The organism is Thalassospira sp. MIT121401 (assembly GCF_047125595.1).
In the GTDB taxonomy this organism is placed as follows: domain Bacteria; phylum Pseudomonadota; class Alphaproteobacteria; order Rhodospirillales; family Thalassospiraceae; genus Thalassospira; species Thalassospira povalilytica.
This window is the reverse complement of the sequence record NZ_CP138926.1, coordinates 1,402,489-1,427,707: the sequence shown is the minus strand read 5'-3', so window position 1 is coordinate 1,427,707 and position 25,219 is coordinate 1,402,489. Positions and strand designations below refer to the sequence as shown.

Sequence of the window (25,219 nt, the reverse complement as noted above, 5' to 3'; positions counted from 1 at the left end):
GATCCGATAACGCCCATACTGAAAGGAAACGGACATGTCTGAACCCTGTTTTGATGTTGCCCATCTCGGTCATGTCGAGTTGCTGACCAACAAATTCGAAGAAAGCCTGGATTTCTTCGTCAATGTTTATGGTCTGACCGAAAGCGGTCGTGATGAAAATTCTGTCTATCTGCGCGCCTGGGACGATTACGAGTTCCACAGCCTGAAACTGACCAAATCCGACACCACCGGCGTCGGCCATATCGGCTATCGCGCAAGTTCCGAAGCCGCCCTGATACGCCGCGTCAAAGCGATCGAGGAAATGGGGTGCGGTATTGGCTGGGTCGATGGCGATATGGGCCATGGACGGGCGTATCGCTTTACCGATCCGGACGGCCATGTGTTTGAACTTTATTACGACACGGTCAAATACCAGGCCCCGAAATCAGAAAAGCCGGCACTTAAAAACATTGCACAGCGTTATCACGGCCGTGGTGTTGCCGTGCGCCGTATTGACCACCTGAACCTTCTGGCCACCAATGTCGAAGCCATTCGTGACTTCATGCAAAAGGCACTGGGATCACGCGTGACCGAACAGATCATGCTTGATAGCGGCGTGCTTGCCGGGTGCTGGTTTACGGTCAATAACAAGACATACGACATTGCCTATACCAAGGATGCGACCGGCACGCCGGGCCGTTTCCACCATGTGACCTATGCGCTTGATCAGCGCGAGGACGTGCTGCGTGCAGCCGACATCTTCCTTGAAAACAATGTTTTCATCGAGACCGGCCCACACAAGCACGCCGTTCAGGGCACGTTCTTCCTGTATGTCTATGAACCGGCCGGCAACCGGGTCGAGGTTTGCAACGCCGGGGCACGTTTGATCCTGCAACCCGATTGGGAAACCGTCACCTGGACCGAAAGCGACCGCAAAAAGGGGCAGGCATGGGGACTGAAAACCATTCCGTCCTTCCATACCCATGGCACCCCGCCGGTGCCGGACACCGCAGAGTAATCATCTGTGATCTGCAAGCTTCATCCAGATACGGCAAAGGCAGGGTGTTAACCCTGCCTTTTACATTTCCGGTCAAACTCAGAACGGATTTACTTCTTTGCCATCGCCTCAAGGATCATATCGGCCCGTTCGCGATAACCAAGATCCCCGGCATCAAGCTTCAATTCACCAATGGTTCGCTGCCAATCGACAGTGGCCTTGGCCATACCGTTATTAAGGCCAAGTTCCTCGACCGTCAGTGCGACTTCTTCCATTTCGGCTGCACGACGAATGCCATGCGTCATGGACCGTTCAAGCATATAGGCGGCCTTTTCCATGAAGTCGAAACCCGGATAGGTTTTATCAAGCGATGCCAGCACGGTTTCATCAACACCGGCACGACGCCCGGCCAACACACATTCGGCGAACAGTGCTTCGAGTCCTTTCATCATCACGGATCGCACCATCTTGATCGCCGATCCGGCACCGACGGTGTCACCGGCAATACCGGGCTCCATGCCAAGAGATTCCAGAACCGGTTTTGCAGCCTCGGCATGCGGACCGCTTAGCAGGATCGGGGTTTTGTGCAATTTCGGATAAACCGGCGCCATCACCGCCATATCAACATATTTCGCGCCTGCTGCTTCGATCAGTTCGGCATTGCGGCGTTTGGTGCCCGGCGCACATGAATTGCAGTCAAAGAAAAACGCACCCGGTTCAATCGATGCCGCGGCGTCACGGGCAACCGTTGCTGCCTGATCAGCCGTCACCAGCGAGAAAACAAGTTCCGCGCCCGAAAGGGCAACCTGGCCACTGACTGCACCGGTGACACCGGCAGCGACATAATCGGCATTCTTGGCTTCGCGGATGGCGGTATCGGCACTTGTTGTCTTGATGTCAAAAGCCCGCGTGACCGGCACGATGTCATGGCCCCAACCTTTTACAAAGGCCTGCGCAGCTTCGCCGAACCCCAGAAAGGCGATGGTATTGATGGTGACTGTCATGTTCTTGAAGTTCCCGATCTGATTTTTTGTTGTGATGGGCCGCCATAAGGCAGCAGATGTGAAGTCATTGCCTCACTGCTATCATTTCGTGGCTGTCAGGGAAAATTGATTGCCCGAAATCGGCATTCAAAATGCAAATAGGTCCGTTTTCCGGGCCGGGCGTGCCTACCACAAAGTAGCAATGTTTTTGCTGATCGCTTCCAGTCGCTCTATCAGGTTTTGCTGTATCGATGTTGGCGACCAGCCTTTGCGCACCGTAAGCCCGATTGGCCGTTCGGTATCGGGAAGATCAATCGGCAACATGGTCAGTTCGCCGTATTTTTCTTCCTGCATGATCTGATGGCGCGAAATGATGGTCAGCTTGTCACTGGTCGACAGCATCCGCCGGATCAGGATCAATGACCCGGTTTCAACGATGCTTTGCGGGCGCAGACCACAATCAACCGGGAACATGGTTTCGAAATAATCCCGGGTCGGAGCCCCCCGTAACGGCACCGCCCAGCCATACGCCGCAAGATCGGCAGGTGTCAGCTTTTTCTGGCTAAGCAACGGATGATGAACTCGCCCGACAATTGCCAATGGATCATCAAACAATTTGTGCTGAACCACATCATCGACCGGCACCGGATCGCGCAGGGCACCAATCAGAAGATCAATGTCACCGTGCCGCAACCCGAATAACAAATCCTGATAAGGTCCGTCGACCACCCGCAATCGGGTATCGGGAAATTCTTCCATGATGGCATTGATCGCATTGGGCAGAATGGCACTACGCGCAAGCGGCATGCTGCCAATCACGATGCGGCCACCACGCCCGCCCTTCCAGGATGCAATTTCGTCTTCGGCCTGCCCCAGTTCTACCAGTGCCAGTTTGGCAAACATCACGAATGTTTCGGCCTGTTTGGTCAAAAGGATGCCGGTACTGGCCTTTTCAAACAGCGGCACGGCACAAAGCTGTTCAAGTTCGCGCGCAGCCCGGTGCAAGGATGGCTGCGACACACCGACATTGCGTGCCGCCAGACTGAAACTGCCCGCCTCGGAAATGGCGATCAATGCGCGCAATTGCACGCCGGTGACCAGTTGATGCAATTTGACCTGATGACCGCGATTGCGCCGCCCGATGCGCATGATCTCGGCGGTCGCCTGAACAAGGTAATCCTGCAAACGTTCAACACGGCGAACAAATATCTTTCCCGGTTCGGTCACAAACACGCCTTCGGGCCTGCGATCAAACAGTTCCACCCCCAGAAGACGTTCGACTTTTGCCACCGCCTGCGTCACGGCGGGCTGGGACATGTAAACGTCTTCGGCAGCGGCACTGATGCTTTGGCGGCGGGCCACCGCAAGACAGGCACGCAGATGTTTAAGGTTCGGATTTTGCAGGCTCATTAAGGACGTTCTCCCTGTGATCGCGCACACATTATAGAAAGAACTTATAGCAAATACCATTGGTTCTATTTCACCTGACGCGGCTTGGCACCTAGCATGATTTCACAAAACCAAACCAAGCTAGGGAGTCAGAAACGTGACCACCACCAAACCGACCGCACTGGTCATCAGTGCGCATTCTGCGGATTTTGTCTGGCGCTGCGGCGGCGCGATCGCGCTGCATGCCAAGAAGGGTTACGACGTCACGGTCGTTTGCCTTTCTTATGGCGAACGCGGTGAATCCGCCAAGCTGTGGAAGCAGGAAGGCTGCACGATGGAGCGGGTCAAAACCGAACGTCGCAAGGAAGCAGAAAACGCTGCCAAGGCGCTTAACGTTCATGACATCAAGTTCATGGATGTCGGTGATTACCCGCTTGAACTTTCCCGTGATCAGAAATTCGAACTGGTCGACACCATTCGTGCTGTTCAGCCGAAATTCATGCTGAGTCACAGCTTTGTCGACAATTACAATACCGACCATTCCTATGCGACGCGTGTGGCGATTGAATGCCGCATGATCGCGCAGGCCTGGGGCCACAACCCGGGTGAAAAGGTTCTGGGTGCGCCGCAGCTTTATCTGTTTGAACCCCACCAGACCGAACAGATGGAATGGAAGCCTGACCATTTCCTCGATATCACCGATGTCTGGGATCAGAAATGGGCGGCGATCCAGTGCATGGAAGGCCAGGAACATCTTTGGCACTATTATGAAAATGTTGCTGAAAACCGCGGCAACCATTTCCGCCGCAATTCGGGCGGTCAGGCCGGTGGTCGTAACGCCAGATATGCCGAAGGTTTCCAGTCGGTCTATCCGCGCACCGTGGATGAACTGTAATGGGTGGCGTCGTTGTGCAGAATATTACCCGTACCGATCTTTCGATTGTGGACGGTCTGGGTAAATGTGGTGTTGCCACCGTCCACGAAGCACAGGGCCGTACCGGGCTTTTGCAGTCGCATATGCGCCCGATCTATCCGGGCGCACGCATTGCCGGAAATGCAGTAACGGTTTCCATCGCACCGGCCGATAACTGGATGATCCATGTTGCGGTTGAACAGTGTCAGGAAGGCGACATTCTGGTCGTATCGCCGACCTCGCCCTGTGATGCGGGGTATTTTGGTGAACTTCTTGCCCGGTCGCTGATGCATCGCAAGGTCCGCGGCCTGATCATCGAGGCCGGTGTACGTGATGTGCTTGATCTTACCGAAATCAAATTCCCGGTCTGGTCCAAGGCTGTTTCGGCACAGGGCACGGTCAAGGAAACGGTTGGTTCGGTCAATGTCCCGGTGACGATTGCAGGTGCCCAGGTAAATCCCGGCGATGTCATTGTCGCCGATGATGACGGTGTTTGCGTCGTCCCCAATGCCAATGCCGAAAATGTCCTGAAACAGTCGATCGCACGCGAAGAAAAAGAAGCCAAGACACGTGCCCGCCTGATGGCCGGGGAATTGGGTCTGGATATTTATGACATGCGCCCGCGCCTGGCTGAAAAAGGCCTGAAATATGTCTAGGGGGATCACGCAAACCGGCGGCATCCGCTGCATGTGGATGCGTGGCGGCACGTCAAAGGGCGGCTATTTCCTGGCAGAAGATTTGCCAAATGACATTGCAGAACGCGACGCGGTTTTGCTGCGTGTCATGGGATCGCCCGATGCCAAACAAATCGACGGGATGGGGGGTGCAGACCCCCTGACCTCGAAAGTTGCCATTGTCAAAAAATCCGACCGCCCGGGCATTGATGTCGATTATCTGTTCTTGCAGGTTTTTGTTGATCGCGCCGTTGTGACCGATCAACAGAATTGCGGCAATATCCTTGCCGGGGTTGGCCCGTTTGCCATTGAACGGGGACTGGTTGCGGCCACATCCGGGCAAACCAAAGTTTCCATCTTCATGGAGAACACCGGACAGACGGCAACCGCAACCATCGAAACGCCAAATGGCAAACCGGTTTATGGCGGGGATGCCCGCATTGACGGCGTTCCCGGCACATCTGCTCCGATCCCGCTTTTGTTCAGTGACACTGCCGGAACGACCTGTGGGGCATTGCTTCCGACCGGAAACGAAGTTGATGTGATCGACGGCGTTCCCGTCACCATGATCGATAACGGCATGCCGGTTGTTGTCCTGCGTGCGTCCGACATGGGAATTACCGGGCAAGAAAACCGGGAAGACCTGGAAGGCAATTCTGCCCTTCGCACCAAGCTTGAAAGCATCCGCCTGAAATGCGGACCGTTGATGAATCTTGGCGATGTCAGCGACGCATCCGTTCCCAAAATGACCATGGTTTCGCCCGCCCGAAATGGCGGTGCCATTTCCACACGGACCTTCATCCCGCATCGTTGCCATGCCTCGATCGGGGTATTGGGCGCGGTCAGTGTGGCAACGGCCTGTCTGCTGCCGGGATCACCGGCCGCAAGCATTGCTGTTGGCAATATCGCCGATCTCAGCACCATTTCGGTCGAACACCCGTCCGGCGAAATGAGCGTGATCATCGAAAAGACCAAAGACGGTACGGTCGAAAAGGCCGGCCTGCTGCGTACGGCACGCAAACTGTTTGACGGGACCGTTTTCATCGATTGATGACGATGCCCCGCCAAAAGCAAAAAACAATAATAACAAGAATAAACAAGGAAGTAGGAGGAAGCCCATGACGCGGAACCCGCGTGTGGCAAAACACACCAGCGCATTGTTTTCCGATGCGCGTCTGGCGACGATCCATTGCCTTTTGATCCCGCATCACGCCGGGGTCGTGCCGATATGCGCAAAAACGGGGGCACGGCCATGATCAATTCGGCATCCCTGCGCAATCATCTGATTACCGTGCTGGCATCAAGCATGGTGGTTGCCTGTATTCTTTGGAATCTTGAAGCACCGATCCGCTTGGGCTTTGCTGTCTTGCCACAACAATATATGGCCTTCCAGCTCGGCATGGCTTTGACCATCGCCTATCTGAAGTTCAATTTCCGCGGCGAGGAAAAGCAAACCATCGGCTGGTTCCACGGCACGGTTGCGGCGATCATATTTGCAGTTCTGATGTATGCAGCACTTGATTTTGTCTGGCTGCTGCAAGAACAGGCTTATCGTCCCTGGCAGATTACCCTGATTGGTGCTGTGGTAACGCTTGGCGTGGTCGAAGGGATCCGTCGGCGGACCGGCTGGATGCTTTTTGCCATCGTCCTTGTTTTCATGGTCTATTCATTGTTCGCCGACAAGGTGCCCGGTCAGTTGATCGGCAAGGCACTGACCATTGAACGGATGGTCCAGTATATCGGCTTTGACCCGAATGCGGTGTTTTCCACCCCGCTTGCGGTCGGCACGATCATCGTCATGCTGTTCGTCTTTTTTGGCAAATTGCTGTTTGCTGCGGGTGGCGGGAACTTCTTTACCGATCTTGCCATGGCGGCCACCGGTCGATCACGGGGTGGCAGTGCCAAAATCTCGGTTGTTGGATCGGCATTGTTCGGATCGATTTCGGGCAGTGCGGTATCGAACGTCGTCACCACCGGGGTGGTGACCATCCCGCTGATGCAGCGCGGCGGCTATACCAAACGCGATGCCGGTGCGATTGAAGCCGTGGCGTCAACCGGCGGGCAGCTTACCCCGCCAATCATGGGGGCGGCGGCCTTTTTGATGGCCGAGTTCCTTGATATTTCCTATTTCACGGTCGCCGGCGCCGCACTTATCCCAGCCATCCTTTATTATCTGAGCGTCTTCACCCAAGTCGACCTGATTGCCGGACGCGATAACATTCAGCCTGCCGATACGGACACCATGACGGTTCGCGAGGTTCTGAAAGAAGGCTGGCACTTTATCATCCCGTTTGCTGTCCTTCTGGCTGCCCTGTTCTGGTGGCGAATGGATCCCGAGGATTCCGCCCTTCTGGCGGCGGTTGCGATTGTCATTGTCGGTTTCGTGCGCGGGTATCGTGGATATCGACTGACACCCCGAATGCTGGGCCGGACCTTTGTTGAAACCGGAACCGGGATGGTTGACCTGATCCTTGTGGTGGCGGCGGCCGGGTTCGTGATCGGTATTCTCAACATTACCGGGCTTGGCTTTGCCCTGACACTGGTTCTGGTTGATGCGGTTGGATCAAACGCCTTCTTGCTGCTTGCCGTATCGGCAGTGATTTGTGTGATCCTTGGCATGGGCATGCCGACATCGGGCGTTTACGTCCTGCTGGCCGCACTGGTTGCACCATCCCTGGTCGAAGCCGGAATTGATCCGATCGCGGCACATCTGTTCATCCTGTATTTCGGGATGATGTCGATGATTACCCCGCCGGTTGCCCTTGCCGCCTTTGCCGCGGCAACAATCACCGAGGATGATCCGCTTGCCACCGGGATTGCGTCCATGCGCATTGGCTGGGCGGCCTTTATCCTGCCCTTCATCTTTGTCGAAACCCCGGCAATTCTGATGCAGGGAAGCTGGATCGATATTGCCCTTAACCTTGGTCTTGCGATCATCGGGGTGATTGCCGTAACCGCCGGGATTGTAGGGTATTGGTCGCGTGGTCTTGGGCCGATGTTGCGCATCGCCTTTACCATTCTTGGCTTTGCCGCCTTGCCGCTGGGCTTCCTGCCCGCCGCATTCAGCAATCAACTTCACATCATCGCCGCAATCGCAGCCATTTTGCTGGCTGTCGGCCTGCGGTTTCAGGGAACACACCAAAAGAACGAAGTGAAATCAGGAGGAAACTGAAAATGAACAAACTTACCAAGGCATTGTCTGCCGGGCTGATGGGCCTTGCAATCAGTGCAAGTGCCGCATCCGCCCAGGTCGTCACCGTCGCCACCGGCGCACAAGGCTCACTTGCCTATAATTCCGGTCAGGCCGTTGCGAAAGTCGCCAATGATGCGGGCATCATCGCGCGGACCCAGCCGCTGGTCGGGTATTTGCCGCTGATCAATTCGGGCGAGGTTGATTTCGGTTTCTCCAACGGCGTCGAAGCGGAATATGCCTATTCCGGGACCGGCAACTATGACCGCGCCAATGGCAATATGCGTCTGGTCGGAACGATGTTCCCGCTGACCACCGGCCTGATGGCGCCTTGTGATCTCAACCTTAAATCGGTTGATGACCTTAAGGAGCGGGCATCCGAGCTTCGCATTGCCTCGGAATATACGTCATCGACCATCATCCCCTATTACATCATGGGTGGTCTTGCCAATGCCGGCCTGAAATACGAAGATTTCCAGATGGTTCCGGTTGCCAATTTTGTTGCCGGGATCAACGCCCTTGGTGACGGTCTGGTGGATATCGCACTTGTCAGTCTGAATGCCGGTGCCGGTCAGCAGGCCAGCGTGAAACTTCAGGACCGTGGCGGTCTTTGCTATATCTCGCTGGATAATTCCGTGATCGGCACGTCACTGTTCAAGGGCTTTTTGCCCGCCGGCGATATCGTTTCGATGAAACAGAACGAAAAGATCAATGGCCTTCAGAACTATGACGTCAACCTGATGCAGATCCCCTGGGTTCTGATGACCAATGCAGATGTCAGCGACGATCTGGTTTACAAATTGACCAAGGCAATCGCCGAAGGACGCGATGCGCTTAAGGCAACCTTTGGCGCCTTTGCCCGTGCCCAACCTGAAAAGATGGCCCCGAAAAACCTGATGCCCTATCACCCGGGCGCGATCAAATATTATGAAGAAGCCGGCATTCCGGTCGGCAAATAACCGCGATCTATCATGCGTTACCGGTCCGATTTGCCGGTAACGCATTGACCATCACAGGCACAAGACAACAGGAACACATGACATGATGAAGACCATTACCGCATCGGATGGCCATTCGCTGAATTGCTGGTTTGAGCCGGCTGTCGGCGAACGTCGCGGCGGGATTGTTATCCTTCAGGAAATCTTCGGCGTGACCGACCAGCTCAAAGGAGTTGCGGCCAAATATGCAGCCCTTGGCTATGAAGTTGCGATCCCGGCCCTGTTTGACCGTCAGGAACGCGATGCGGTAATTCCGTTTGATCAGGCCCCGCGTGGCCGCGACATGATGCTGGCATCGGATCTTGAGAAAACCGTTGCCGATATCGATGCCACGGTCAAAGCACTTGCTGCCAATGGGGGCAAAGTCGGTGTGATCGGTTTTTGCTGGGGTGGCGGACTGGCCCTGCGCGCGGCACAGGATCTTGATATTGCGGCAGGTGTTGCGTTTTACGGCACGCGTTTGCCGCAATATCTTGACCGCCCGCTCAAGGCTGCATTCCTTGGCCATTTCGGCAGCAAGGATGACCATGTTCCCGCCGAAATGCTTGATCAGGCCAAGGCTTATTTGCCGGATATGGAAATTCACATGTATGACGCCGGTCATGCCTTTGCCAATGATGCGCGCCCGTCCTATGTCGCGGATGCAGCCGATGTGGCACATGCCCGCACGGCCGAATTCCTTGCAAAACATGTCGGGTAATCCGGCCCGACCAAGTTTTGGCTTTACCACCACTTGCCTTGATCCTGCGTCCTAGCACGGCCGCCAAATGTGGCGCTGCCTGCCGGGCGCCTGACGGTATTTACGAGGATACCCATGCCCCCATCGCCAGATTATCTTCCCTTCCATCCCAACCCGTCCAAACCGAAATTCACCCTGCCCGAAGGAACCTGGGATGCCCATTGCCATGTCTTCGGGCCAGAGGCAGATTTTTCGTTTGCACCGGAACGGAAATACACCCCGGTCGATGCCGGCAAGGACAAACTGTTTGAGTTGCACAAATATCTGGGCGTTGATCGATCCGTCATCGTTCAGGCGACCTGTCATGGTGCGGATAACCGCGCGCTTGTCGATGCACTTCTGGCATCAAATGGCCGCTATCGCGGCATTGCCACCGTCCGCCCGGATGTCAGCAAGGAACATCTTGATGAACTTGATGCGGCTGGCGTGCGGGGTGTGCGGTTCAATTTCGTCAAACGACTGGTTGATGATACGCCGCGCGACCATTTCCTCAAGATCGTTGAAAAGATCAAACCGTATGGCTGGCACATAGTTGTTTATTTCGAAGCCGCCGACCTGCCGGGGCTTGAGCAGTTCCTGATCGATATGCCGGTAACGGTGGTGATTGATCATCTGGGCCGCCCCGATGTCACCAAGGGCGTTGATCACCCGGACTTTGAGCGTTTCCGCAAACTGGTGCGCGAAAATGACCATATCTGGGTCAAGGTCACCTGCCCGGAACGCCTGACAGTTGCTGGCCCGCCCTATGACGATGTTGTGGCCTTTGGCAAGGCGATCGTCGAAGACATTCCCGATCGCGTGATCTGGGGCACGGACTGGCCACATCCCAACATGAAAAGCCATGTGCCAGACGATGGCAAACTGGTTGACCATATTGCACGCGTTGCCCCCAAACCCGAACAGCAACGCGCCCTTTTGATCGACAATCCGACCCGTCTTTACGATCCGAAATAACCCGGTCGACCCGGATCAAACGAGAACACCCGACAACCGCAACACCATGTGCGCGATTGTCGGGTGTTTGTTTGTGCGGCGCGTTATTCGGCCAGTTCGCGCATCACCGAAATCAGATCGGATTTGCCTTCAAACCCGATGCCGGGCAGTTCAGGCATGGTGATATAGCCCTGTTCGACCTTTACGCTATCAGGGAAACCGCCATAGGGCTGGAACAGATCGGGATAGCTTTCATTGCCACCAAGCCCCAGACCGGCTGCGATATTAAGCGACATCTGATGCCCTCCATGCGGAATGCAGCGTTTCGGCGACCAGCCGTGAACCTTGAGAACATCAAGCGTGCGCAGATATTCAACAAGCCCGTATGAAAGCGCGCAGTCAAACTGTAACCAGTCCCGATCCGGGCGCATGCCGCCATGACGCAACAGGTTTCTGGCATCCTGATGGGAAAACAGGTTTTCCCCTGTTGCCATCGGGCCCGGATAAAAATCGGCAAGGGCGGCCTGAAGCTGATAATCGAGCGGATCGCCGGCTTCTTCGTACCAGAACAGCGGAAATTCGCGCAGCATCTTGGCATAGGCAATTGCGGTTTCCAGATCAAAGCGACCATTGGCATCGACCGCAAGCTGGGCCTCGTTACCGATTTCTTCCAGAACAGCTTCGATCCGGCGGCGGTCTTCGTCAATCGATGCCCCACCGATCTTCATTTTAACAACCGTATAGCCGCGATTTAGGTATCCGCGCATTTCCGCACGCAATGCCGAAAGATCCTTGCCCGGATAGTAATAACCGCCCGCGGCATAAACAAAGACCCTGGGATCGGCGTCGCCCCCGTATGTTTCGGCAAGCAGACGGAAAAGCGGTTTTCCCGCGATTTTCGCCACGGCATCCCAGACCGCCATATCCATGGTCCCGACCGCAACCGATCGTTCGCCATGCCCGCCGGGCTTTTCATTTTGCATCATCGCCGCCCAGATGCGATGCGGATCAAGGTTATCGCCCGCATCATTGATCAGGCTTTTCGGATCGGCCGACAATACGCGATCCCGGAACCGTTCCCGGATCAGGCCGCCCTGCCCGTAACGTCCGTTGGAATTAAAACCATATCCGACCACCCGGCGGCCATCCCGCACCTGATCGGTGACAACCGCCACCAAGCTGGCCGTCATTTTCGAAAAATCGATATAGGCATTGCGGATCGGGGATGCGATGGTTTTTGTAACTTCGACGATATCGACGATTTGCATGACCAGCTCTCTGTAATGGGCGTCGGTAAATGTGATGAATGACTACACATTAAGGCTTGCAAAGCCCATTCATCCAATGTGAACTGGGTCTATGTTTATACAGATTTGGCATAACCAGAATGGAATTGCGCTGGCTTGAAGATTTCATCGCATTGTGTGAGACGCTTAATTTTTCACGTGCGGCCGAAATCAGAAACATTACCCAACCGGCATTCAGCCGACGTATCCGGGCACTTGAAACCTGGGTCGGGGCGCCCCTGGTTGAACGCACCACGCATTCTGTTTCCCTGACCCCGTCCGGGGAACATTTCCTGTCCCATGCACGGGCAATCTGCTTTTCGCTGACACAGGCCAAGCGCGAGGCCGCCGAACTTGCGAAAACAGCCTGTACGTCGCTGAATATCGCAGCGACCCATGCACTGTCCTTTACCTTCATCCCGGAATGGCTACGCCGCCAGAATGAAGACATCGCACTGGGCCCGCTTAATCTGGTGTCGGACAGCATGCAGGCCTGTGAAAGCCGCATGCTCAAAGGTGAGACAGATTTTCTGATTGCCCATGCCCGGCCGGATGGCCCCGATGCCTCCAATACGCCCGATGGTTTGCAGCCATCCCTGTTTCAAAGCTGTGTGATCGGGCATGACAGACTGATGGCCGTGATCAGCCCATCACTTGCCGCAAGCGCGCACGCAACAAGGACGCCCGTGCCCTATCTGGCCTATAGCATGGAATCCGGGCTTGGCCGGATCATTGCCGCCAGCGATCAAAACGGCGAAATCGCACCGCAAGGCACCGCCAATTTCACATCCCATCTGGCGGCGACATTGCATTCGATGGTCAGAAATGGTGCCGGTTTCGCATGGCTTCCGGAAAGCCTGATCGCACGTGATCTTGAAACAGGACAGCTAGAACCCTTCGAGATATTCGAGTCATTTGAGCCCTTTGTCGCGGGCACGAACACGGGCACAAACCCGACCCCGTCCATCCCGCTTGAAATCCGCATTACCCGCCCGCGCCATCGCCGAAGTGCGCTTGCCGAACGGTTGTGGGCCCATGTCACCGGCCAGAAAGAAACCCGATCACCGCAATAAGCCGTGATCGGGTCAGGATATAAGGGAAACTGTTCTTATCGTTTCTTGGGGAGGTTAGCCTTGTTCGCGAACCGCATCGGCAATTGCCTTGCCACAGGTGACCGTATTTGCCGTACCGCCAAGATCGGCCGTCCGCAATTCGGTCGACAACAGGACCTTTTCAATCGCGCGCATGATGCCGTCATGGGCATCGGTATGGCCCAAATGATCAAGCATCATCGCACCTGACCAGATCTGGCCGATCGGGTTGGCAATGCCCTTGCCGGCGATATCCGGGGCCGAACCATGCACCGGTTCGAACAGCGACGGGAATTTGCGTTCCGGGTTGATGTTGCCCGACGGCGCAATACCGATGGTTCCGGTGCAGGCCGGACCAAGATCGGACAGGATATCGCCAAACAGGTTCGATGCGACCACGACGTCAAAGCGATCCGGGTTCATGACGAACTGCGCGGTCAGAATATCGATGTGATATTTGTCCCAGGTCACATCCGGATAGGACTTTGCCATTTCGAGAACACGTTCATCCCAATAGGGCATGGTGATCGAAATGCCGTTGGATTTGGTCGCCGATGTCAGATGTTTGCGCGGGCGTTTTTGGGCCAGCTCGAACGCATATTTCAGGATACGGTCAACACCGACCCGCGACATGACCGTTTCCTGAATAACGATCTCGCGATCCGTGCCGGGATACATTTTCCCGCCAACCGACGAATATTCACCTTCGGTATTTTCACGAACCACATAGAAATCAATGTCGCCCGGCTTGCGACCGGCAAGGGGTGATGGCACACCGGGCATCAGCTTTGCCGGGCGCAGGCTGACATACTGGTCAAAATCGCGCCGGAACTGGATCAGCGATCCCCACAGCGAAATATGATCGGGCACCGTATCGGGCCAACCAACCGCACCAAAGAAAATGGCATCGTGATTACCGATCTGTGCCTTCCAGTCATCGGGCATCATCTGGCCATGTTTGAGATAATAGTCGCAGGACCCGAATTCGAACGTATCAAACGCAAGATCGATCCCATAGACCTCGGCGGCTGTTTCAAGGACGCGAACACCTTCGGGCATGACTTCTGTGCCAATGCCGTCCCCGGCGATCACCGCGATCTTATGTTGTTTACCAGCCATTTCAGCCATTTCCTCCTTGTGGGACTAATTCAGATATCAATTAATCAATATTGCACGAAAATCATTCACATTCGTCAAAGTCGGCCCGGTAATCACCGCATCGCCAAGCCGCTCAAAAAAACTGTGACCGTCATTGTTTGCAAGATATTCTTGCGCCTTGACCCCGGCACCAATTGCGCGATCAAGGGTATCGGGTGTGATCAGGCCACCGGCAATTTCTTCGAGCCCGTCAACACCATCGGTATCCCCGGCAATCGCATAGACCCCGGACAAACCATTAAGCGCAACCGCCAACCCCAGCAGGAATTCCACATTGCGCCCGCCGCGCCCGTTGCCCTTTACGGTGACGGTTGTTTCGCCCCCGGACAATAACAGACAAGGGCGCGCAAACGGCTGCCCGCGCAGCACGATCTGACGTGCGATACCCGCCATGACCGTTCCGACGTCAGATGCTTCACCTTCGATCGCATCGCCAAGGATATGGGCGGTAATTCCCATATCACGCGCCTTTCGCGCGGCAGCTTCCAGCGCCATTTGCGGTGTTGCAATCAGAACGGCCTCACATTTTGCAATGCGCGGATCGTCATGTTTGATGCTTTCGGTTTCGCCATTTTCAAGCATGCCCCGCACAGCATCGGGAAGTGCGATGTCATAGCGGTCAATAATTGCCAGCGCGTCCGCACAGCTTGTCGGATCAGCAACGGTCGGCCCGGATGCCACATCCAGAAGACTGTCCCCCGGCACATCGGAAATCGCCAGGGTCACAACGCGTGCCGGATGGCACATCGCGGCCAGACGACCGCCTTTGACGTTTGAAATATGCCTGCGAACACAATTCATCTCGTCAATTGCCGCACCGGATTTCAACAGGGCACGGTTGATGTCGCGCAACCCGGCAAGATCCAGCGGCGCAACCGGATCAACCAGTAACGCCGATCCTCCGCCCGATATCAGACAAATGACCAGATCATCCTCACGCAGATCGCGCACAAGTTCTGTGATCTTCCGTATTGCCGCCAGTCCCGCAGCATCGGGGACCGGGTGGGATGCTTCGATGATTTCAATATGGTCGGTCGGTACCGCATGTCCGTATCGCGTGACCACACATCCCGACAATGGCCCTGACCAGTTCTGTTCGAGTGCGCGCGCCATCTTTGCCGATGCCTTGCCCGCACCGATCACAATCGTGCGTCCGTCTGGCGGCGCAGGCAGATGCGCCGGCACACAGATATCGGGATCAGCAGCACGCACAGCCGTTTCAAAAAGTTCCGTCAGGAACCTTTTGATCGCCGTGCTATCGCCAATGCCAGACATCATGTCATCCCCTGTCATCTGCCTGCCCACGATCAAACGTTATCGCCGTGGATTGCCGCAATCACGGCATCGGTCACCTGACGGGTGGTGGCTTTACCACCCAGATCGGGCGTATGCAGGGACGGATCAGCGGTAACGCGTTCCACCGCACGCATCAAACGATCCGATGCCGCCTTTTCCCCCAGATGATCGAGCATCATCACCGCACTCCAGAATGTAGCGACCGGGTTGGCGATGCCTTTGCCCGTAATATCAAAAGCCGACCCATGGATCGGTTCGAACATCGACGGGAAATTGCGTTCGGGATTAAGGTTTGCCGTCGGTGCAATGCCAAGCGATCCGGCAAGGGCAGCGGCAAGATCAGACAAAATGTCGGCATGCAGGTTGGTAGCAACGATGGTATCAATGGTTTCCGGGCGCAGGGTCATGCGCATGGTCATTGCATCAACCAGCATTTTGTCCCATTCGACATCCGGATATTCGGCCGCCACTTCCTTGGCGATTTCATCCCACATCACCATGCCGTTGCGCTGGGCGTTGCTTTTGGTGACCACGGTCAGTTTCTTGCGCGGGCGTGACCGGGCAAGGTCAAAGGCAAACCGCATGATGCGCGTGACACCGGCACGGGTGAAAATCGAAACTTCGGTTGCGACCTCTTCGGGAAGACCGACATGCGATCGACCGCCCTGCCCGGCATATTCGCCTTCGGAGTTTTCGCGCACGATCACCCAGTCAAGTTCGCCCTGTTTGACATTGCGAAGCGGGCTTTCAATACCCGGCAAAATACGGGTCGGGCGCACATTGGCGTATTGATCAAACGGCTGACAGATCGCAAGACGCAAGCCCCAAAGAGTCACATGATCTGGAACATCGGGCGCACCCACGGCACCGAAATAGATCGCATCATGATCCTTGATCTGATCGCGACCATCGGCTGGCATCATGATGCCGTGTTTTTTGTAGTAATCCGATCCCCAGTCAAAGCTGTCGAAGCTCATGGTGAAGCCACCATCCCGCTTTGCCAGGACATCAAGTACTTCTACACCGGCCGCAACAACCTCTTTACCAATTCCGTCACCCGGAATGGCAGCAATACGATAGTTCTTCATCACAAGTCTCTTCAGTTTGCAGATTAATTTTATACGGGTTTGACGCGTGTCCTAGAAAAGCGCGCCGGTTGGCATTCTGATCAGCAGCACTTCGGCCATCAGAAGATAAAGCCCCCCGACAATCACAAGCCCGCCGACCGCTTCGCCAAGGATGCGCTTGGCCGACATATGCTCGTAACAGGCAACGCGTCCCAAAATCAGGAAGGCCAGAATGGCAGCAATGCCAAAGCCGACCATCGGGATCACCGCCACCCAGACAATCATGGCAATGACCAAAGCAACCCGGCGTGCGTTTGAACTATTGTCAGCAACGCCCCCTTGCTCCGGACCTGCCGGTTTACGCAATATATTGAGCCCCAGAAGCATCAGTGACATGACAATGATCGCCACCGAAATCGTGCTGGGGAAAACCGACCCCATCGGGGTCATGGCAGATGTTTCCGCAAATGCCCAGACAGCCACACCAATCAGCAATACAGACAGGAACATACCCGCATGATCACGTGGTTTTGCCAGCTGTTTTTTCAATCCTGCCAGGGGTGCAAAACCGCTTTTCGCAACCGGTTCGACGTCACCCACGGTGGTTGATCCCTGACTGTCGGCATAGCTGCGCGCCGCATCAAGCGCGCGCTTCTTGGCGTTTTCCTTGCGCTTGGAAAAGACAAGCGGATAAAGCAGGGTAAAAGCGGCAAGGGCGACAATCGCCAGACTGATCGGACGCCCAAAGAACATACCGACAAGATTATGGGTCGCGTTGCCGATCAGATAGGACTGCACAAATCCCTGTTCGGCGATCTGACCGAGCACCAGACCAAGCACAATCGGCGACGGCGCAAAACCGCACCGGTTCAAAAGCCAGCCAATCACACCAAGCGCCAGCATCATCTGCACATCATGCAGGTTGCTGTGGATGGCAAAGCTGCCGACAACGGTCAAAAAGGCAATGGTCGGAACCAGAAGGGTCTTGGGGATTGATGCAATCGACTTATAGGCATAGCGCCCGATCAGCAAACCGGCCGGCAACATCAGGGCCGTTGCAATCAAAAGACCAAAGATAAAGGTGTAAACGATATCGCCCTGCTGGGAAAACAGCGTCGGACCAATCTTGATCCCCTGTACCAGCAACGCGCCAAGAATGACCGCATCGGGCGGCGTACCGGGAATACCCAGAACCAGGGTCGGGATGAAACCGCCACCAACTGTTGCGTTATTGGCAGATTCCGTTGCGATAATGCCATCGGGTGCGCCATTGCCGAATGTTTCGGGCTTTTTCGATGACCGCCGTGCTTCGGAATAGGAAACCAGTCCGGCAATCGATCCACCCGCACCAGGCAAAACCCCGATCACAGTCCCGATGATCGAGCTGCGCAGAACGTTGAATTTGCTTTCCCAGGCGATGCCGAATGCTTCGCGCAGGCGAATGCCACGGTTGCCCTGCTCTACCTTCAAATGCGGGTCCGGCGTTGCAACCAGATCAATCAGAACCGGGATGCAATAAAGTCCGATCAGTGCCGATACGATATCAAACCCGCCCAGCAACATATGGGTGCCCATCGTAAAGCGGATATCACCGCCCACCACAGCAACGCCCACCATCGCCAGCATCAGACCAATACAGCCGCCCAGCAATCCCTTGATGGTGTTGCCAACCGACAGGGCCGAAATCAAAGTCAGTCCGAAAATCGCCAACCAGAAATATTCCGGCGGGCCAAAGGCAAGTGCCACCTTGGCCAGCGGTGGTGACAGCAGCAACAGGAACACACCCCCGACGAGCCCGCCTACAACAGAAGCAAGCGTCGCCAGTGTTACTGCAAGACTGCCATCACCACGTTTGGCCATCGGGAAACCGTCAAAGGTCGTGGCGATCGCCGACGGGGTTCCCGGTGTGTTGACCAGAATGGCGGCAAAGGCACCGCCATAAATGGCGCCGGTATAGATCGCACCCAGTGCAATCAAACCGGTCGCCGGATCCATGGTAAAGGTAAACGGGACCAGAACGGCCACCGCCATGGTTGCCGAGAGTCCCGGCAAAGCACCGATTACAGTGCCCAGAATGACGCCACCAAGTGCCATAAGAATGTTTAGTGGCGTCAAGGCATTAACAAGATAACCCAAGAGCTCCATGACGATGGACCTTTCCAATCCCAATCTTTTTATTGTCGCAGTTTCAAATGTTTCAGACCGGGCACTTACCGGTTGGCAATGCCCAGTTTTTCTGCGATTTCGCGGTATTCTTCGGATTTGGCCGCGACAAAGTCATTGATGAAGTCATAGGAAATGTCGGTCAGAACAAAGCCCGCATCTTCCATCTTTTTCTGGAATTCCGGGTTGTTGTTCACATCGGTGATCAGCTGCGAAATCTTTTCGCGGATCGGTTCCGGGGTTGAACTTGGAACGGCAACACCACGGAATGCACCACCGACAATGTTGTAACCCAGTTCCTTGAAGGTCGGAACATCCGGGAATGCCTTGACGCGCTGTTCGGACGCAACAGCAAGCATACGCATGCCATCACCGTTATTCACACCGGACGTGACATAGTTGAAACCACCGGTGGTCTGGCTGCCAAGGATCGCGGTAACGGCCGGACCGGTGCCGCTGAACGGGACATAGGTGGTCGTGATACCGGCCAGTTCATCGAACTGAACCTGACCCAGATGGTTGGCCGAATTCGATCCCGAACCGCTCAGCGTGACAAGACCCGGATTGGCTTTTGCATATTCCACAAGTTCGCCAAGCGACTGGAATTCACTGTCTTTTGGAACGAACAGGGCGTTCGGGGTGTAATGGAAGAAGTTGATATAGGTAAGGTCCTTGGTTTCGTACCCAACGTCCTTTTCCATCGGCTGAAGGATCGTATGGGGCAGGTTGATGCCCATGATCGTATAGCCGTCACCTTCCATGCCGTTAAGCTGTGACCAGGCCTGTGCACCGCCGGCACCCGCCATGTACTGGATCACAAAGGACTGGCCAGCCAGTTCTTCCAGATAGGGCTGCTGGAAACGTGCGGAAACATCAGACTCGCCACCCGCGTTGAACGGAATGATGTAGTTGATCGTCTTTTCCGGATATTCGGCAAATGCCTGTGTTGAAACCAGGGTTGCAGCCATGGCTGCCGCGATTGCGAGCTTACGCATTGGTATTCCTCCCGTAGAATGAACAGCACCAACTTTGTTGGCACCGGCTGGTCACGAAGGGACGGCAAAGCACACCCGGCCCCGTCACCAGCTGTTTCCCTGATGTCATTGCGGGCTTTTGTGGCGCAGTAGGACACGCGTATTTGGCTTGAATCATTTGCCCGAATGACTCTTGCAGTGTAGATTTTTTAGTTATTCATTATAATTTCTGATTATTCATTTCATTGTGTCGCACAGGTTAAGAATGTCATCAGACAGTGATCTCGGCTTTTTCGTTCTTCTCGTCCGCAAGGGCAGCCTGAGTGCAGCCGCCCAGGAGCTGAACCTGTCACCGCCTGCGGTCAGCAAACGGCTGGCCAAACTTGAAGATCGACTTGGGGTGCGTTTATTGAACCGGACCACCCGCCGGATCAGCATGACCAGCGAGGGCGAGGCCTATTACCAAAGCGCGATCCAGATCATGCGCGAAATCGAAGAACTCGAAGAACGGGTTTCCCATGCCAGCGAAACCCCGAGCGGGCTTTTGCGCATCAATGCAACTTTCGGGTTCGGGCGCGAATATGTGGCCCCGGTGATTTCAGAATTCTCCCACCTTTATCCCGAGGTCGAGGTCCAGCTTCTTTTGACCGATGCACCGATGAACATGGTTGAAGAAGGCATTGATCTTGGCATCCGGTTCGGGGGATTGCCCAATTCGCGTATCACTGCGCGCAAGCTGCTCGCCAACAGGCGGTTTTTATGTGCGGCCCCGTCCTATATCGAAAAGCACGGCATGCCGCGCAGTCTTTCGGACCTGATCAACCACAATTGCATCATCCTGCGTCAGGACAATGATGTTTATGATGTCTGGAAATTACAGCGTGGTCAGCATTCCGAAACGGTCAAGGTGCATGGCACACTCAGCAGCAATGATGGTGAAATTGCACTGGGCTGGGTGATGGACGGGCTTGGCATCATGTTGCGGTCCGAATGGGATATTGCCCGCCACGTCAAGGCAGGCCGCCTGCAACTCGTGCTGCCGCAATATGCCCATGTCGATGCCGATATTTATGCCGTGTATCCGGAACGTCACAACCTGTCGGCCAAGGTGCGCATTTTTATCGATTTCCTGCATCGCAAATTGCGCAAGCACACCAGCGACAACACCTAGGAATAGGAATAGGAGCAGGCACCACAGCGATGTTCTCGGGTGCCTGTTGACGTTTGCCGCAATCAGCTATGTGCGCCGGCACCAAGACGGCGGGAAATATCCTTTGTCACTGCGATCAGACGTTCACGGCATTCTTCGACCGATGCCACCGACGTTCCCGACAGGCGCTGGATAAACGGTACGGTCAGTGCCGCCACGACCTTGCCCGAAAAATCAAAGATCGGCGCCGAAAGGTTCAAGACCCCCGCAATGGTCAGCGACTGTGATTCACAATATCCCGCTTCCTTGACCTTGGGCAGGTCATCAAGAAATGCCTGATACTTGTCTGCCGGTTCGGTCCCGACATCCTTCATCAGATTATCAAGCCCATCCTGATCCATCCACGCCGCCAGCACCCGACCCGATGCCGTGTCAAAAATATTGATCTGCGCGCCCAGGCGAACAGCGGTGATGTTGTTGTCCTGACAATCGACCTGCGCAATCACAAGCACCTTGCCCGAATGAATGATCGCCAGATGCATCGACTGGTTAACTTCATTTGCAAGACGTTGCATCGCATCGCCCGCGATCGAAGTCAGACGACGGATCGGCGGATGGCGGTGTGCAACTTCAAACATCTTGGTCGTCAGTTGATAACGGTCGTCTTCTTCGCGCTGTTCGATATAGCCGCGCTGACACAACACCATCAGCATCCGGAAGATTTCCGATGTGTTGCGGTTCAGCTGCTTGGCAATGGCGATTTGCGACAATCCGTCCACTTCAGAGGCAAGCAGTTCAAGGATATCGAGCCCCTTTGACAATGCCGGGGCACGGTATTTTTCCTGATCAATCTGGTCGTCGGTCTTGCCGTTCATATGTCCTCGCAGGCGGATAAAAACCGGTTGATTTCGGTCGGCGGAGTATATGCGGGCCAGCCTCATTGTGGCAACTGACCCCGTGATGCGCAAATCATAATATCAAATATAAAACATTCTTTCATTTATAAATGTTCAGCATTAAACTGCGGCAAGGAGGAAACGCAAGAATGACTGAACACAAGAAAATCAGGGGCATGACCTGGTCTGATCCGCGGGGATATGACCCGCTTGTCGCGGCCAGCCAAACATTCCGCGACCGGCATCCCGATGCGGATATTGTCTGGGACAAACGATCGCTTCAGGGGTTTGAAAGCACCCCGGTCGAAGAACTGGCAGAAACCTATGACCTGATCATCATCGACCATCCCCATGTCGGGGCTGTTGTTGAAAAAAACTGCCTGTTGCCGATCGACAGGTTTGCCGAAAAAACTGCGCTTGAACGTCTGTTTGCCGAAACCGTGGGCAAAAGCTATCAAAGCTATGCCTATGACGGTCATCAATGGGCCTTGCCGGTTGATGCCGCCTGCCAGGTGCAGGCCATCCGCCCGGACCTTGTTTCTGCGCCCGTCAAAACATTTTCCGATGTGATTGCGCTGGCCAAAGACGGCCGGGTCGTATGGCCGCTTCTGGCCCCCCATGTTCTGATGTCATTCTTCAGCTTGCTGGCAAATTCCGGCGCCCCTTTTCCGGTTACCCGTGGCACGGCAATCAATCACACCGCCGCCCTTGATGTGATCGGGGCGATGGCAACGCTTGCTGATCTTGTCGATCCTTCCTGCCTGACAATGGATCCGATTGCAGCACTTGATGCCCTGTGTGAGGACAATACATTTGCCCTGTGCCCGTATGTCTATTTGTACGCGCCCTACGCGCGGGCCAATTACCGGGCCAATCGCATTGCCTTCCACAATATGCCGTCGCTTGGCGCGTCCGGCCCGCTTGGCTCCGCCCTTGGTGGCACCGGGATTGCGGTGTCATCACAAACCAAACATCCCGATCTTTGCGTTGAATTCGCCCTTTGGGTTGCGTCGGCCGATATCCAGCGCGGCCTTTATGCCACCCATAACGGTCAACCGGGCAATGCGGTTGCCTGGGGGGATGCGACGGTCAATGCGCCGGTCGGGTCCTGTTACAGCAATACCCGCATGACCCACGAAGCCGCGTGGCTGCGTCCGCGCCATGACGGCTATATGGCGTTTCAGGAAGACGCATCGCACATCCTTCTCGATGCGCTGACCGGAAAAACCGATCCTAAATCGGCCCTTTTGGCCCTTGAGACACGTTTTGACGAAAGCTTTGACCATGAATGACATGCTGCCGCTTAAGGGACTTAAGGTTCTTGATTTCTCGCAGTTTCTTGCCGGCCCCTATTGCGCTCTGAAACTGGCGGACCTTGGCGCGGATGTGGTCAAGGTCGAACGATCCGGCCTTGGCGATCTGTCACGTTATCTGTATCTGACCGACACCAGGATTGCCGGTGAAAGCACGATCTTTCACGCGATCAACCGCAACAAACGTTCGGTTGCGGTGGACCTTAAATCCGATGATGACAAGGCCCGCCTGACCCAACTGGTCCGTGATGCCGACGTCATCTTGCAGAACTTCCGTCCCGGCGTGATGGAACGCCTTGGCTTTGGCTATGAAGCCGTCAAAAAAATCAATCCCACTGTCGTATATGGCACCGTAACCGGTTATGGATCGGATGGGCCGTGGGTGGACCTTCCGGGGCAGGATTTGCTGGCACAGGCACGATCAGGGGTCATGTGGTTGTCCGGTGGACGTGACCATGGACCGGTTGCCATGGGCCTTCCGATTGCCGATGTGCTGGCCGGATCGGCCCTGGCGCACGGGATTCTGGCCCTTTTGTATCGCAAGGCGACGCAAAATATCGGCGGCTATGTCGAGACATCCCTGATCGAAGTTCTGGCCGATCTGCAATTTGAATTGCTGACCACCTGGTTTAACGACGGCAACCGCACCCCGGAACGGTCAAAAAACAATCCGGCCCATGCCTATCTGGCAGCACCGTACGGGGTTTATGAAACTGCTGACGGGCATATCGCCATTGCGATGGGCAAGCTTGACCTTCTGGCAACGATCACCGGCCTTGCACCTGAAATCGCCGGACTGGATGCCTTCAAACAGCGTGATGAAATCAAGGCCGGTCTTGCCGCACAGCTTAAAACCAGAACCAGCGCAAGCTGGATGGATGACTTCGTTGCCAATGATATCTGGGCGGCCCCGGTGATGGATTGGGACGGCGTGGTTGCAAGCGGTGTCTTGCAGACACTTGATATGGTTCAGAATATCGAACGCGGTGATGTTGCAATGAAAACCACCAAATTGCCGCTGCGCATTGACGGTGTGCGCCCGTCATCTTCCCGTGCCGCACCGGAACTTGGTGATGCGAACGGGTTGCTTGAAACCGGCTGGTAAGCCAAAACCCACGAAACAAAAAAAGCGCGGCATCATCACAATGCCGCGCTTTTTATTTGTCATACAATTGGATCAGTCGTCATTCACGCAGACCTGACGCTGGGTACCCAGACGATCAATGCCCAGTTCGACCACATCACCGGCCTTAAGGTAACGCGGCGGGTTGAAACCAAGACCGACACCCGGGGGCGTACCCGTCGAAATGATGTCACCCGGATGCAGGGTAAAGAACTGAGACAAATAGGAAATCAGGTGCGGCACACGATAAACCATGGTCGCGGTCGATCCGTCCTGAACCCGTTCGCCATTCACATCAAGCCACATGCCAAGATTGTCAAAATCGCCCACCTCGTCAGGGGTCACAAGCCACGGACCGGTCGGACCGAAATTGTCTGATGATTTGCCTTTGGACCACTGACCGGCACGTTCGATCTGATAGGCACGTTCGGAAACGTCATTGATCAGACAGAAACCGGCAACATGATCAAGTGCATCGGCTTCGGAGACGTATTTGGCTTTCTTGCCAATGACAAAGCCAAGTTCGACTTCCCAGTCGGTCTTTTCCGAGCCGCGCGGAATAATGATCGGATCATTCGGACCGCAAATTGCCGAGGTATATTTGGCAAAAATCACCGGCTCCGGCGGGACTTCCATACCGGATTCTGCGGCGTGATCGGCATAGTTCAAACCGATGCAGATGAATTTGCCGGTCTGACCGACACAGGCACCAAGACGCGGATTGCCTTCGACAATCGGCAGGCTTTCCGGATCGATTGATTTCAGATAATCAAGGCGGGTCAGAATGTCACCCGCGATATCATCAACATGGGCCGAAAGGTCGCGCAGATTGCCATTGGCATCGACCAGTGCGGGCTTTTCTGCACCGCGTTCTCCGTAACGTGCGAACTTCATATTACGTCCAATC

At 55.2% G+C, this 25,219-nt stretch carries 22 protein-coding genes; 12 read left to right on the top strand and 10 right to left on the bottom strand.

All coding sequences use genetic code 11. The features are described 5' to 3' along the window. The first annotated feature begins 34 nt into the window (after positions 1–34). Complete coding sequence (locus SIB88_RS06445; protein ID WP_412557662.1) at positions 35–997, top strand: catechol 2,3-dioxygenase; 963 nt, start codon at positions 35–37, stop codon at positions 995–997. 89 nt (positions 998–1,086) lie between these two features. Here SIB88_RS06445 and SIB88_RS06440 read toward each other — a convergent pair whose 3' ends face one another. Both SIB88_RS06440 and SIB88_RS06435 read right to left on the bottom strand, forming a co-directional pair. After that, a complete protein-coding gene (locus tag SIB88_RS06440) occupies positions 1,087–1,980 on the bottom strand; it encodes an NAD(P)-dependent oxidoreductase (RefSeq protein WP_197460848.1) in 894 nt (297 codons plus the stop codon). Positions 1,981–2,145: 165 nt separating this feature from the next. Continuing rightward, positions 2,146–3,369 carry a LysR family transcriptional regulator gene (locus SIB88_RS06435; RefSeq protein WP_412557661.1) on the bottom strand — a complete coding sequence of 408 codons (1,224 nt, stop codon included), beginning with the start codon at positions 3,367–3,369 and terminating at the stop codon, positions 2,146–2,148. Positions 3,370–3,505: 136 nt separating this feature from the next. Here SIB88_RS06435 and SIB88_RS06430 point away from each other — a divergent pair, with 136 nt between their 5' ends. From SIB88_RS06430 to SIB88_RS06400, 7 genes are all read left to right on the top strand, one after another. Further along, the gene (locus tag SIB88_RS06430) at positions 3,506–4,243 is read left to right on the top strand and encodes a PIG-L deacetylase family protein (protein ID WP_068519465.1); all 738 of its coding nucleotides are present in this window, start codon (positions 3,506–3,508) and stop codon (positions 4,241–4,243) included. Beyond that, positions 4,243–4,917 carry a 4-carboxy-4-hydroxy-2-oxoadipate aldolase/oxaloacetate decarboxylase gene (locus tag SIB88_RS06425; protein WP_412557660.1) on the top strand — a complete coding sequence of 225 codons (675 nt, stop codon included), beginning with the start codon at positions 4,243–4,245 and terminating at the stop codon, positions 4,915–4,917. Before SIB88_RS06430 ends, SIB88_RS06425 begins: the two co-directional genes overlap by 1 nt. Beyond that, positions 4,910–5,986 carry a 4-oxalomesaconate tautomerase gene (locus SIB88_RS06420; protein WP_412557659.1) on the top strand — a complete coding sequence of 359 codons (1,077 nt, stop codon included), beginning with the start codon at positions 4,910–4,912 and terminating at the stop codon, positions 5,984–5,986. The genes SIB88_RS06425 and SIB88_RS06420 overlap by 8 nt, the downstream gene beginning before the upstream one ends. A gap of 177 nt (positions 5,987–6,163) precedes the next feature. Continuing rightward, on the top strand, positions 6,164–8,107 hold the full coding sequence (locus tag SIB88_RS06415) for a TRAP transporter permease (protein WP_412557658.1): 1,944 nt from the start codon (positions 6,164–6,166) through the stop codon (positions 8,105–8,107). A gap of 2 nt (positions 8,108–8,109) precedes the next feature. Further along, positions 8,110–9,084, top strand: a complete 975-nt coding sequence (locus SIB88_RS06410) for a TAXI family TRAP transporter solute-binding subunit (RefSeq protein ID WP_250282293.1) — start codon at positions 8,110–8,112, stop codon at positions 9,082–9,084. A gap of 82 nt (positions 9,085–9,166) precedes the next feature. After that, a complete protein-coding gene (locus SIB88_RS06405) occupies positions 9,167–9,823 on the top strand; it encodes a dienelactone hydrolase family protein (RefSeq protein ID WP_412557657.1) in 657 nt (218 codons plus the stop codon). Between the two features lie 114 nt (positions 9,824–9,937). Then, on the top strand, positions 9,938–10,816 hold the full coding sequence (locus SIB88_RS06400) for an amidohydrolase family protein (RefSeq protein WP_412557656.1): 879 nt from the start codon (positions 9,938–9,940) through the stop codon (positions 10,814–10,816). A gap of 83 nt (positions 10,817–10,899) precedes the next feature. Here the strand turns inward: SIB88_RS06400 and SIB88_RS06395 are convergent, their stop codons facing one another. After that, the gene (locus tag SIB88_RS06395) at positions 10,900–12,063 is read right to left on the bottom strand and encodes a mandelate racemase/muconate lactonizing enzyme family protein (RefSeq protein WP_412557655.1); all 1,164 of its coding nucleotides are present in this window, start codon (positions 12,061–12,063) and stop codon (positions 10,900–10,902) included. Positions 12,064–12,182: 119 nt separating this feature from the next. Here SIB88_RS06395 and SIB88_RS06390 point away from each other — a divergent pair, with 119 nt between their 5' ends. Next, on the top strand, positions 12,183–13,154 hold the full coding sequence (locus SIB88_RS06390; protein WP_412557654.1) for a LysR family transcriptional regulator: 972 nt from the start codon (positions 12,183–12,185) through the stop codon (positions 13,152–13,154). Between the two features lie 54 nt (positions 13,155–13,208). On the opposite strand, the gene SIB88_RS06385 is transcribed toward SIB88_RS06390, so the two are convergent. The 5 genes from SIB88_RS06385 to SIB88_RS06365 form a co-directional block, all read right to left on the bottom strand. Then, positions 13,209–14,291: a tartrate dehydrogenase gene (locus SIB88_RS06385; protein WP_412557653.1), complete on the bottom strand. Its 1,083-nt coding sequence runs from the start codon at positions 14,289–14,291 to the stop codon at positions 13,209–13,211. Positions 14,292–14,327: 36 nt separating this feature from the next. Next, the gene (locus SIB88_RS06380; protein ID WP_412557652.1) at positions 14,328–15,608 is read right to left on the bottom strand and encodes a glycerate kinase; all 1,281 of its coding nucleotides are present in this window, start codon (positions 15,606–15,608) and stop codon (positions 14,328–14,330) included. Positions 15,609–15,637: 29 nt separating this feature from the next. Further along, on the bottom strand, positions 15,638–16,714 hold the full coding sequence (locus SIB88_RS06375) for a tartrate dehydrogenase (RefSeq protein WP_068519455.1): 1,077 nt from the start codon (positions 16,712–16,714) through the stop codon (positions 15,638–15,640). Between the two features lie 51 nt (positions 16,715–16,765). After that, complete coding sequence (locus tag SIB88_RS06370) at positions 16,766–18,838, bottom strand: tripartite tricarboxylate transporter permease (protein ID WP_206926944.1); 2,073 nt, start codon at positions 18,836–18,838, stop codon at positions 16,766–16,768. A 65-nt stretch (positions 18,839–18,903) separates the two neighbouring features. After that, positions 18,904–19,851, bottom strand: coding sequence for a tripartite tricarboxylate transporter substrate binding protein (locus SIB88_RS06365; RefSeq protein ID WP_101245665.1), 948 nt, complete (start codon positions 19,849–19,851; stop codon positions 18,904–18,906). Positions 19,852–20,095: 244 nt separating this feature from the next. Between SIB88_RS06365 and SIB88_RS06360 the strand changes: the two genes are divergently transcribed. Further along, positions 20,096–21,001, top strand: a complete 906-nt coding sequence (locus SIB88_RS06360) for a LysR family transcriptional regulator (protein ID WP_101245664.1) — start codon at positions 20,096–20,098, stop codon at positions 20,999–21,001. Positions 21,002–21,063: 62 nt separating this feature from the next. Here the strand turns inward: SIB88_RS06360 and SIB88_RS06355 are convergent, their stop codons facing one another. Further along, complete coding sequence (locus SIB88_RS06355; protein ID WP_068519451.1) at positions 21,064–21,855, bottom strand: IclR family transcriptional regulator; 792 nt, start codon at positions 21,853–21,855, stop codon at positions 21,064–21,066. A gap of 170 nt (positions 21,856–22,025) precedes the next feature. Between SIB88_RS06355 and SIB88_RS06350 the strand changes: the two genes are divergently transcribed. Beyond that, entirely contained in the window at positions 22,026–23,168 is a 1,143-nt protein-coding gene (locus tag SIB88_RS06350; protein ID WP_412557651.1) for an ABC transporter substrate-binding protein, read from the top strand. Then, entirely contained in the window at positions 23,161–24,294 is a 1,134-nt protein-coding gene (locus SIB88_RS06345; protein ID WP_068519450.1) for a CaiB/BaiF CoA transferase family protein, read from the top strand. The genes SIB88_RS06350 and SIB88_RS06345 overlap by 8 nt, the downstream gene beginning before the upstream one ends. 72 nt (positions 24,295–24,366) lie before the next feature. On the opposite strand, the gene SIB88_RS06340 is transcribed toward SIB88_RS06345, so the two are convergent. Continuing rightward, positions 24,367–25,206 carry a fumarylacetoacetate hydrolase family protein gene (locus SIB88_RS06340; protein WP_412557650.1) on the bottom strand — a complete coding sequence of 280 codons (840 nt, stop codon included), beginning with the start codon at positions 25,204–25,206 and terminating at the stop codon, positions 24,367–24,369. Positions 25,207–25,219 lie beyond the last annotated feature (13 nt).

What these genes read in the sequence shown, in the direction of transcription:
- SIB88_RS06445 (WP_412557662.1), top strand. Translation starts at nt 35, where the DNA reads ATGTCTGAACCCTGTTTTGATGTTGCCCATCTCGGTCATGTCGAGTTG.
- SIB88_RS06440 (WP_197460848.1), bottom strand. Translation starts at nt 1,980, where the DNA reads ATGACAGTCACCATCAATACCATCGCCTTTCTGGGGTTCGGCGAAGCT.
- SIB88_RS06435 (WP_412557661.1), bottom strand. Translation starts at nt 3,369, where the DNA reads ATGAGCCTGCAAAATCCGAACCTTAAACATCTGCGTGCCTGTCTTGCG.
- SIB88_RS06425 (WP_412557660.1), top strand. Translation starts at nt 4,243, where the DNA reads ATGGGTGGCGTCGTTGTGCAGAATATTACCCGTACCGATCTTTCGATT.
- SIB88_RS06420 (WP_412557659.1), top strand. Translation starts at nt 4,910, where the DNA reads ATGTCTAGGGGGATCACGCAAACCGGCGGCATCCGCTGCATGTGGATG.
- SIB88_RS06415 (WP_412557658.1), top strand. Translation starts at nt 6,164, where the DNA reads ATGCGCAAAAACGGGGGCACGGCCATGATCAATTCGGCATCCCTGCGC.
- SIB88_RS06410 (WP_250282293.1), top strand. Translation starts at nt 8,110, where the DNA reads ATGAACAAACTTACCAAGGCATTGTCTGCCGGGCTGATGGGCCTTGCA.
- SIB88_RS06405 (WP_412557657.1), top strand. Translation starts at nt 9,167, where the DNA reads ATGATGAAGACCATTACCGCATCGGATGGCCATTCGCTGAATTGCTGG.
- SIB88_RS06400 (WP_412557656.1), top strand. Translation starts at nt 9,938, where the DNA reads ATGCCCCCATCGCCAGATTATCTTCCCTTCCATCCCAACCCGTCCAAA.
- SIB88_RS06395 (WP_412557655.1), bottom strand. Translation starts at nt 12,063, where the DNA reads ATGCAAATCGTCGATATCGTCGAAGTTACAAAAACCATCGCATCCCCG.
- SIB88_RS06390 (WP_412557654.1), top strand. Translation starts at nt 12,183, where the DNA reads ATGGAATTGCGCTGGCTTGAAGATTTCATCGCATTGTGTGAGACGCTT.
- SIB88_RS06385 (WP_412557653.1), bottom strand. Translation starts at nt 14,291, where the DNA reads ATGGCTGGTAAACAACATAAGATCGCGGTGATCGCCGGGGACGGCATT.
- SIB88_RS06380 (WP_412557652.1), bottom strand. Translation starts at nt 15,608, where the DNA reads ATGATGTCTGGCATTGGCGATAGCACGGCGATCAAAAGGTTCCTGACG.
- SIB88_RS06375 (WP_068519455.1), bottom strand. Translation starts at nt 16,714, where the DNA reads ATGAAGAACTATCGTATTGCTGCCATTCCGGGTGACGGAATTGGTAAA.
- SIB88_RS06370 (WP_206926944.1), bottom strand. Translation starts at nt 18,838, where the DNA reads ATGGAGCTCTTGGGTTATCTTGTTAATGCCTTGACGCCACTAAACATT.
- SIB88_RS06365 (WP_101245665.1), bottom strand. Translation starts at nt 19,851, where the DNA reads ATGCGTAAGCTCGCAATCGCGGCAGCCATGGCTGCAACCCTGGTTTCA.
- SIB88_RS06360 (WP_101245664.1), top strand. Translation starts at nt 20,096, where the DNA reads ATGTCATCAGACAGTGATCTCGGCTTTTTCGTTCTTCTCGTCCGCAAG.
- SIB88_RS06355 (WP_068519451.1), bottom strand. Translation starts at nt 21,855, where the DNA reads ATGAACGGCAAGACCGACGACCAGATTGATCAGGAAAAATACCGTGCC.
- SIB88_RS06350 (WP_412557651.1), top strand. Translation starts at nt 22,026, where the DNA reads ATGACTGAACACAAGAAAATCAGGGGCATGACCTGGTCTGATCCGCGG.
- SIB88_RS06345 (WP_068519450.1), top strand. Translation starts at nt 23,161, where the DNA reads ATGAATGACATGCTGCCGCTTAAGGGACTTAAGGTTCTTGATTTCTCG.
- SIB88_RS06340 (WP_412557650.1), bottom strand. Translation starts at nt 25,206, where the DNA reads ATGAAGTTCGCACGTTACGGAGAACGCGGTGCAGAAAAGCCCGCACTG.